Origin of the sequence: Chitinophaga sp. (assembly GCF_036566945.1) — a bacterium.
GTDB lineage: Bacteria > Bacteroidota > Bacteroidia > Chitinophagales > Chitinophagaceae > Chitinophaga.
The window spans coordinates 1-8,526 of sequence record NZ_DATCVJ010001006.1 but is presented as its reverse complement, the minus strand read 5'-3'; the positions used below and the strand labels follow the sequence as shown (position 1 = coordinate 8,526).

General features: G+C 45.8%; 6 protein-coding genes and 1 pseudogene. 1 reads left to right on the top strand and 6 read right to left on the bottom strand.

Translation table 11 applies throughout. The features are described 5' to 3' along the window. The 4 genes from VIP81_RS30065 to VIP81_RS30050 form a co-directional block, all read right to left on the bottom strand. Positions 1–1,413: RagB/SusD family nutrient uptake outer membrane protein (locus VIP81_RS30065; protein WP_331970582.1), on the bottom strand; the 1,413-nt coding region annotated here is incomplete at its 3' end. A gap of 19 nt (positions 1,414–1,432) precedes the next feature. Then, positions 1,433–4,648 carry a TonB-dependent receptor gene (locus tag VIP81_RS30060; protein WP_331970576.1) on the bottom strand — a complete coding sequence of 1,072 codons (3,216 nt, stop codon included), beginning with the start codon at positions 4,646–4,648 and terminating at the stop codon, positions 1,433–1,435. A 40-nt stretch (positions 4,649–4,688) separates the two neighbouring features. Beyond that, positions 4,689–5,636: a FecR family protein gene (locus VIP81_RS30055; protein ID WP_331970571.1), complete on the bottom strand. Its 948-nt coding sequence runs from the start codon at positions 5,634–5,636 to the stop codon at positions 4,689–4,691. Positions 5,637–5,728: 92 nt separating this feature from the next. Continuing rightward, complete coding sequence (locus VIP81_RS30050; RefSeq protein WP_331970567.1) at positions 5,729–6,283, bottom strand: RNA polymerase sigma-70 factor; 555 nt, start codon at positions 6,281–6,283, stop codon at positions 5,729–5,731. Between the two features lie 376 nt (positions 6,284–6,659). Here VIP81_RS30050 and VIP81_RS30045 point away from each other — a divergent pair, with 376 nt between their 5' ends. Then, positions 6,660–6,920, top strand: a complete 261-nt coding sequence (locus VIP81_RS30045; protein ID WP_331970563.1) for a hypothetical protein — start codon at positions 6,660–6,662, stop codon at positions 6,918–6,920. A gap of 56 nt (positions 6,921–6,976) precedes the next feature. Here the strand turns inward: VIP81_RS30045 and VIP81_RS30040 are convergent, their stop codons facing one another. Together VIP81_RS30040 and VIP81_RS30035 are read right to left on the bottom strand one after the other, a co-directional pair. After that, positions 6,977–7,837, bottom strand: a complete 861-nt coding sequence (locus VIP81_RS30040) for a DUF4249 domain-containing protein (protein WP_331970560.1) — start codon at positions 7,835–7,837, stop codon at positions 6,977–6,979. 4 nt (positions 7,838–7,841) lie between these two features. Next, positions 7,842–8,526 (bottom strand): annotated as a pseudogene (locus VIP81_RS30035) (TonB-dependent receptor); the annotation flags it as partial.

The following is an 8,526-nucleotide window of genomic DNA, read 5'->3' as shown; positions in this document are numbered from 1 at the left end:
CAGCAACTCATCCAGGGTTACGCCGGATACCTGTGGTGCGCGCGCTCTCGTACGGATCTTATTCACCAATACATCCGGCGTTTGTAATTCGCCTTTTACGGCTGTAGGCGCGGCGCCCCTTAGTATAGCTTCTGCTTTCATCATCAGTACGTCAGCCAAACGCATAACAGGTATATCGTTGCCGGAGTTGCGATCTATAGGCTCTGTACTCTTATCCGGATAAAATTTAATACCACGTACACCGGAAGCTTTTGCCAGCTCATCATTGCCCAGATCCATAGAAGAATCTGTTTTAAGCAACAAGTCTTTTGAGAAAGTAAGCTGCCAGCTGATTTTCTTATCCGGTTCCGGTCCATTGTACTTATTATTTAATCCTTTATTGGTGGTGCTGATCAGGATAGGCGAACCATCGCTGTTGTACTGCTTACCTTCCAGCCAGGTATTATTGCGCACATCTCCTGTCAGATTAAATTTATCATAAAAAGAACCAATGGTACTCATGGCAATACTTGGGCGGAACAACAGGCCATACTTATCTACCAGGTTAGGATGCAGGCCAAACCGGGAAAACTGGTTGCCTTTAATCTGGTAAGTATCATATGGAATAGCCAGGATCGTTTCTTTTATCGCAGGTCCGTTGTCCGGCATAAATATGCTGATGAAATTATCATCGAGGGAGTAAGGACCATTGGCCAGCACACTATCTGCCATGGCTACAGTTTCTGTATACATGGGCCTGCCCGTATATACCGCGGCATTCAGGTACATTTTTTCCAGCAGGGCAAAAGCAAACCATTTAGTAGGTTTAGAATAAGTTACCTGTCCGTTTTTAGTATTCAGAAACGGTAAGGATTCCTTTAATTCTTTTTCAATAAAGGTAAATACCGCTTCGCGGGATGACTGTTGCGGCGCATCTGTATTTTTATAATCAATCACCAGCGGCACTTTACCAAAAAGGTCCATCAGGTAAAAATAATACAGGCCACGGAGTGTTCTTATTTCCGCCAGCGTAGTACGTTTCGCATCGGTGTCGGGCGCTTTTTCAAAAAGATAAAGGAGACGATTACAGGTATTCACACCGGAGAAAGCCCATTGCCATACACTTTTAACGGTAGGATGATCTTTTGTCCAGGTATGTTTATGAAGAAAACGATACTGTCCGCCATCGTCGTAGTTACCATCGCGGGCAGGGATAATTGCTTCATCTGTAGACAACTCCTGCAGCCGCCAGTAATCCACCGCATACTTGGTACTCAGCTGTGTATACATGGGGCCGGAAGCGGCAATAAATCCATCGGTGGTAGTAGGAAAATTATCTTCTACATATTGTGATTCTACTTTTACATCCAGCTTGGTACAAGCTGTCATACACGTAAAACCTATGGCGAGTCCTGTTATAATAATATTTTTCATATCGGCAGTTTTACAATGATTAGAAAGTAGCATTTACGCCCAGCATAAAGGAGCGTGTTTTCGGATAAAAATTATTATTATCTATGCCGGGTATAAGTCCACCCATATTTATTTCGGGATCAATACCTGTATACTTTGTGATCACAAAAAGGTTATTACCGGACACGTATACACGCAGTTTTCTGACATAATTATTTTTCATCGGAATACTATACCCAATGGTGGCGTTATCCAGTCTGAGGTAAGAACCGTTTTCCAGGTAGCGGGTAGACAGGAAAGGCGCCTGTGCATCCTTTGGAGATTCTCCGAGCGTAAACCGTGGCATATTGTATCCGGTGGCTTCTGCCGGGTTATTCAAGTTTGCCAGCGTAGCATTGAGTATTTTGTTGCCGGATACACCTCGGATGAAAATATTGGCGTCAAAATTCTTGTAGGTAAAGCTATTGCTCCATCCATAACTGATGGCCGGTTGGGCATCACCGCTGTATACACGATCAGTGGAGGCAGGTGTTTTGGTAATACCACCGTTGGCAGACTGGAAGGTAGAATATCCGTCTTTATCCTTGCCTTCGTACTGCCACAGGTAAAATGCACCCAGTGCATAACCGCCCTTTATAATCTGTGATTTATTACCAGACTGTCCTTTTCCTCCCAGATCGGCCGTTTCTATATAATCAACGGCGAAATTATCATTGGAAAGCGATTCTATCCGGTTTTTGTTGTGTGCAATATTTGCGGAGGTAGTCCAGGTAAAGTCGCGCGTTTTCACCGGTACTGCATTCACCTGTAACTCAACTCCTTTATTGCTCATAGCCCCTACGTTGGCCAGCATGGTAGGCACGAAATTAGGCGGCACAGATACTTCATAGGTGTAGATCAGATCCGTAGTACGCTTATCGTAGTAATCAGCTACGAAAGAGAGACGGCCTTTCAACACGGCTAAGTCAATACCGATATTAGCCATGCCTGTACGTTCCCATTTCAGGTTAGGATTTTCATTTTGTACAGGGCCTATGGCGTTGATAATCCTGCCATCGGAATAGAACTTACCCACCAGATCGTAACGGAATTTGGCAATGAGTGGATCAAAACCAAGGGAGTTACCAGTAACGCCATAGCCTGCACGAAGTTTCAGGTCTTCGATCCAGGTAGCATTTTCCATAAATCTCTCTTTGTTGATTTTCCATGCTCCTGACACTGCCGGAAATATGCCCCAGCGGTTATTCTCACCAAAGGCCGAAGAACCATCCTTTCTTACAGATACCTGCAACAGGTATTTATCTGCATACTGGTAATTCACCCTGCCGTAGAAGGAGATAAAGCGCAGTGCCAATATTCCTGTATTACCATATATAGGAAGATAGCCGTCTTTAGGGCTTCCCAGCCCCAGATTGTTCCCCAGTGTAGCATCAGATGCGAAGCCTTGCTGAGAGGTCTGAAATCCGTCTCCGTTGCGATCTTCCTGCCAGGAATAGCCTGCCAGTAAACGAAGATCATGTTTACCAAAAACTTTGTCGTAGTTAAAATAGCTCTCCAGTACTTTGCGGGTATTGGTAAAACTGCTGCGGGTAGCCTGCCCTTTAGTGTTAGGCGCTAAACTAGATGCCCGGTTGTAATAAATATCCCGGTTTAATTGCTGATCCTGCATGGATACACTCAGCGTATAACGCAATCCTGGTAATAGTTTCAGCTCGGCACGGGCATTCCCCAGCATGATCTTTTCTTTGGTTTTATCGCTGTTGTTGTCGATCAGCGATACCGGATTCAGGTAGTTGCGGGAGCGGGTCAGATCTTCTTTATAAGTACCGTCCGGATTAAAGATATTGACTGTGGGAATATAGCTCAGCATATTTAAGAATACCAGTTCAGGTACCCGGTTTTGTGTACCAACACTATTACTGATAGACAGGTTAAGCTTTAAGCGATCGTTGAATGCGCGTTGCTCCAGGTTGGCTCTTACGTTTAGTCGTTCCAGTGAGGAATTTTTTATGATGCCATTATTTTGCAGGTAGTTCACACTACCATCGAATACGGTTTTTTCGTTGCCGCCACCAAAGGAAATATTGTGATTCTGGGATATCCCGTTACGGGTTACTTCCTTTTGCCAATCGGTGTTGGCATTGTCTTCATAAGCAGGGGTAAGACTTTTGCCGTTATCTTTCAGGTATTGCCGTAATTCATCGGCAGACAGCATATCAATTTTATTGGAGATCATTTCGCTGGCTGCATAGCCATTGTAGCTGATCCAGCTTTGGCCTGGTTTTGCACGACGGGTAGTGATCATGATGACCCCGTTGGCCGCGCGTGCCCCGTAAATAGCTGTTGAAGCGGCATCTTTCAAAACATCCATAGATACAATATCCGAAGGAGAAACCAGCTGGATATTAGCACCAGGTACACCATCAATTACATAAAAAGGTTGTTGCGCTTCCCCTTCGCGGAAAGTGGAAGGTCCTCTCAGTATTACCGCCGGCGAAGCGTTAGGATCGCCGCTACGTGTAACATTCAGGCCGGGTACTTTACCCTGCAGCAGTTGTTCGGGAGAACTGAATACGCCGCTGTTAAAGTTCTCTGCGCCTACATGCGACACCGCGCCGGTGAGATCACCTTTGCTGGCTTGTCCGTAACCTACTACCACTACGCTGTTCAGCAAACTGGCATCTGATTTCAGGCGGATGTTAATGTGCTGCTGGCCGTTTAGTACTACGCGTGTTGCCTTATAGCCCAATGAGCTGAATACCAGCGTATCGCCACCGGCATCTGCCAGCAGGGAAAATGCGCCCTGTGCGTTGGTGATGCTCCCTTGCGTATTTCCTTTTACCAGTACACTTACGCCGGGTAATACTACCCCTGTTTCCTGATCGGTTACGGTACCGGTTACGGTTGTTTTATCTTTTTCTTTTTTGATAACGTACACACCTTCGGTATCGGAGAACTGGAAACCGCTTCCTTTCAGCAAACTGCGTAATATGTCGGCGACGGATTGCCCGCGGAAATCCTGCGTTTTTACCGTTATATTTTTAAGCAGCGCGGCATCGTATACAATGTCAGCGCCGCTTTGTTGCCGTAGCACATGTAACGCATCCGACAGCGGCCCTGCTGTGATGTGCAACTCCTGTATGATGACAGGCTTTTGTTGGGCGAAAACGCTACCGTATAGGGATAGCATGAGTACTACAAGAAATATTTGCGCAGCAAATACCCTTGTACGTAAGTAAGTACTACGTACATTCATAACCAGTGGTTTTTTAAAATTCAGTTCAGGGAATAAAAGTTTATTGGTCTACAGTAAAATGCCCTGCTCCTGCAGGTTTTATTTTCAGCTGATGATCCGTAAGGTCTTCGAGTACTTTTATGATCTGTGAAATTGTTAAGTGCATGTTGAGAGATCCGGTGATTTGCTTGTCCAGCGGGCGTTGTATATCAAATTTCACCGGGTAGTAATTTTCCAGCAGCAACAGGGCACTGCTTACCGGCATATTATCGAATACAATTTTATCCTGCTTCCAGCCTTCGGTATCTGTGGCCGCAAAAGACTGACGTGTAAACGTATAGCCGTTTGGGTTAATCAGCACCGACTGGTTGGCGGTTAATATATCCCGTATCTGATCGCGGTGGTTAACGCAGATTTTACCGGTGCTGACACCTATTTCCAGCAACTGTCCGGGATATGCCCTTACATGAAAGGAAGTGCCCAGTACACGTACCTGCAGACTGTCGGTGTTGACGATAAATGGCTTTTCAGTTATCGGAGCGATATCAAAAAAGGCTTCACCGGATACCAGTTGTACCTGCCGGGTATCTGTAAAGCGGTCGGGGTATCTCAATACCCCATTTGCCCCTAGCCAGATCCGGCTGCTGTCTGGCAGCAGGAGCATTTTCTTTTGACCGATGGCGGTGCGCAGTTCCAGCCAGGCAACTGGACGGGCAGAGGAATGCCCGGTGATCCACCAGGTGGTGATACCTGCCAGGAGCAGGACAGCCGCCGCTGCTGCCACCCTTTTCCACACCCGGTATAGGGAAATGGGCTGTTGGGTACGTTGCTTGATTACCTGCAATATATTGCGGCGCAATGCTTCCCTGCTTTGTGCATCCGGCTCGTTGGCAGCCACTGTATCCTCGGCCAGCGTATCCAGCCAGTGGCTGAGCAGCTGCTCTTCCCCGGGTGTAGCCTTGCCATCCAGGTATTTGTCGATGAGTGCTTTTATTTTAGATCGGATCAAGGGTGTGGTGTTTAAAAACTAAGTACCACACAGCAACGTTTTTAACTATTGGGAAACGGGGCTTAACATTAGCATAACATGGGAGGGGAAAATCAGAGTAACATCAGGAGACGATTCAGCAGCGGACGGGCTTTCTTATAGGCGTTGCCCAATTGGTTGCGCACCGTTTGTTCGGCAGTACCATGCATCATGGCTATTTCACGGATACTCAATTCATCAAAATGATACCATTCAAATACCTGTCTTTCTTTTTCAGGCAATTGTTGCAGATCCTGCTGCAACTGGCTCATAATATCTTTATGGATCAGGGTATTCAGGGTCAGTTCTGCCCGCAGCTCACTATGGGTAATGAATTTCTCCAGGTGCTTTTCCTTTAATCCGTCGTTACGGAACTTACGCAGGATCTGTTTCCTGACGGCGCTAAATAAGTAGAAGCGGATATGAGTATGCAATTCCAGCTGCTCACGGCGCTCCCAAATACTGGTAAACAGGTCTTGTATAATATCCCGGGCATCTTCCTCGCTGCCAGTTACCTTAGCCGCATAGGTATACAATTCTTCCCAGTATGTATTGAAAATCAGCTCAAAAAGTTTGAAATCACCAGCACGCAAACGGTCTGTCAGATCAGCGGGCATAAATTCAGGCATATAACAATATATGTCCTAAAAATAGAGCAGGTTTTCAAAAGAAAAAACGGGACTCCAAAAAAATAGCGAAGTATTAATATAGGGGTTAAAACGGCTTAAAGAAAGCAGGTTTCTTCAGGCCAGGACATTTATGCTGCAATAATCGCTTATTGGGCGGGGTAGGAAACTTCGTAATATCCATTAGGATGGCCACCTAAAAGACAGGCAGGCTGTCTTATTACCCGGTTGGTATCCTGATGACCGACGGACCAAAACCGTTCGGTATCCTTTTTAGAACGAGCCACCAGCGTAGCCTTCCCGAAAATATAAAAAAACTAGTTCGTGGTGCAACTAAATCGCTTTCTGCGTGTTTATAACTGCAATAAAATTATTTTTCATGGATTGGGAAGAGATACTGGACCCACTATCGCCAATGTACAAAGACGCTATGCAGGAACAAATCAAAATGGTAAACTTACAGGATGGGCTCATTGAAGCAGCCAAAAAACTCGCCGCAGAAAACTATCCGGCTCTCAAAACTGCCACACCGGGCATACACAAAGCTTTAAACAGCGTGATTATCAGGCATTCCATTAAAATGTCGGTAGACATTAACGACGCCATTGCAGGAGGAGAGGCGGAAGATTTTCAGTTTTAACAACCCGGACTATTTCATTTTATCAGCAGCCAACAGATCTGACTTGTTTTAAACAACTATTCTACCTTAAACAGCAACTTTTTTGTATTGATGCCGCCAACAATGCCATAGCCATTCACCACATTTGTAAATACGCGTACGGGGTTGCCAATGGCATTGGAGCCGCTTTCTTTTTGTGCGGCTACGGTGCTGAAATATTCATAAGTGGTACGGGTAAGTGAACTCACTTCCACGGTTACCTGGCTGGAAGCGATCATAGGATCTGCTGTTTCCAACACAAAGTTGATCTCCTTGCCATCGAAGCGTTCATCGCTCATGACAAGGCTGTTGTAGTTGCTTTTTGTAAAAAAATCCACCAGGTTGTTATTAAAGGCAGGATCTAACCGGAAAAGCCGGTAAACTCCCTGCCCTCCGGTATCATCTGTTGTATAAATCCTTATCCGGTAGTAATTTCCTGCACCAGGACGATCTTTTAACGTAAACTGAATCCGGTTACTGTTTCTTTGTGCACCGGCATCTTTTACGTCCGGCGCCACCGGGAGTGTATCCGTACCCGTTACAGCGCTCAGTCCCGGTGCAGTTACCTGTACCGTATATTGCTTTCCTCTCTCCGCTTTTTGTTCCGATACAAAATAGGAAAGCCCTTTTATGACCTGTATCTGTAAAGGAGACAAGGCTACCCCGTTTGCCATCAACGTTACCGCACTGCCAGGAATATCTTTATAGCCGCTATCGTCAAATATATTGGTGGGAATACTACGGGTTACCCGCACATACACTACACTATCCGGTTGGATGAGCGTATTCACCACAATTTTATCGCCTTCATAAGGCAACTGAATTTCCACCCGTTTGGTACATGCATTTAAAAGCATGACTAACAGTACCGTACCTACGAAAAAATGTTTTCTGCACATCTCTCTAAAATTTAACAGCGTACGTAACACTGGGTAATATGGGCAAAATAGTAGACTGAGCAAGGTATCTTTTCTGTGCCGCCGGATCGTCCATAATGGAATAAAAGAATGGGTTCCTCCGGTTGTACACATTAAAAATGCTTAGGTTCCAGCTCCTGCTCCAATGCTTTTTTTGTTTGGTATGAGTAATCCCTACATCCAGCCGGTGTACATCTGCCCCCCGGTAATTATTCCAGTTGTCATAACGATCAATAGCGGCATTACCGCTACCCGGGTCCCAGGGCGAAGCACCACTGGTGCCACTGTAGCTGGCTACCGGCAATGTGATAGGCGTGCCTGAGTTATAATGCCAGGAGGCTGAAAGTTCCCAATGCTTGCCCAAACGCTGCATTAACACCAATTCCAGGTCGTGCCGGTGATCGTATTTATAAGGATAAATTTCATCGTTGTTGATTCCTGGAAAACGGCGGGTAGACCATGACAAGGTGTATCCAATCCATCCGGTAGTGGTTCCTTTTCTTTTCTGTAACATTACTTCAGCGCCATAGCTCCAGCCTTTTCCTACTGTTACATTTTCATCCCAGCGTGGCACCACCTGGTTCACAATACCATTGCTCTCCTTATTTTCAATCATGTTGTGCATGGATTTAAAATAACCCTCCACCGTGCACTCATACATCCCGGCAGCC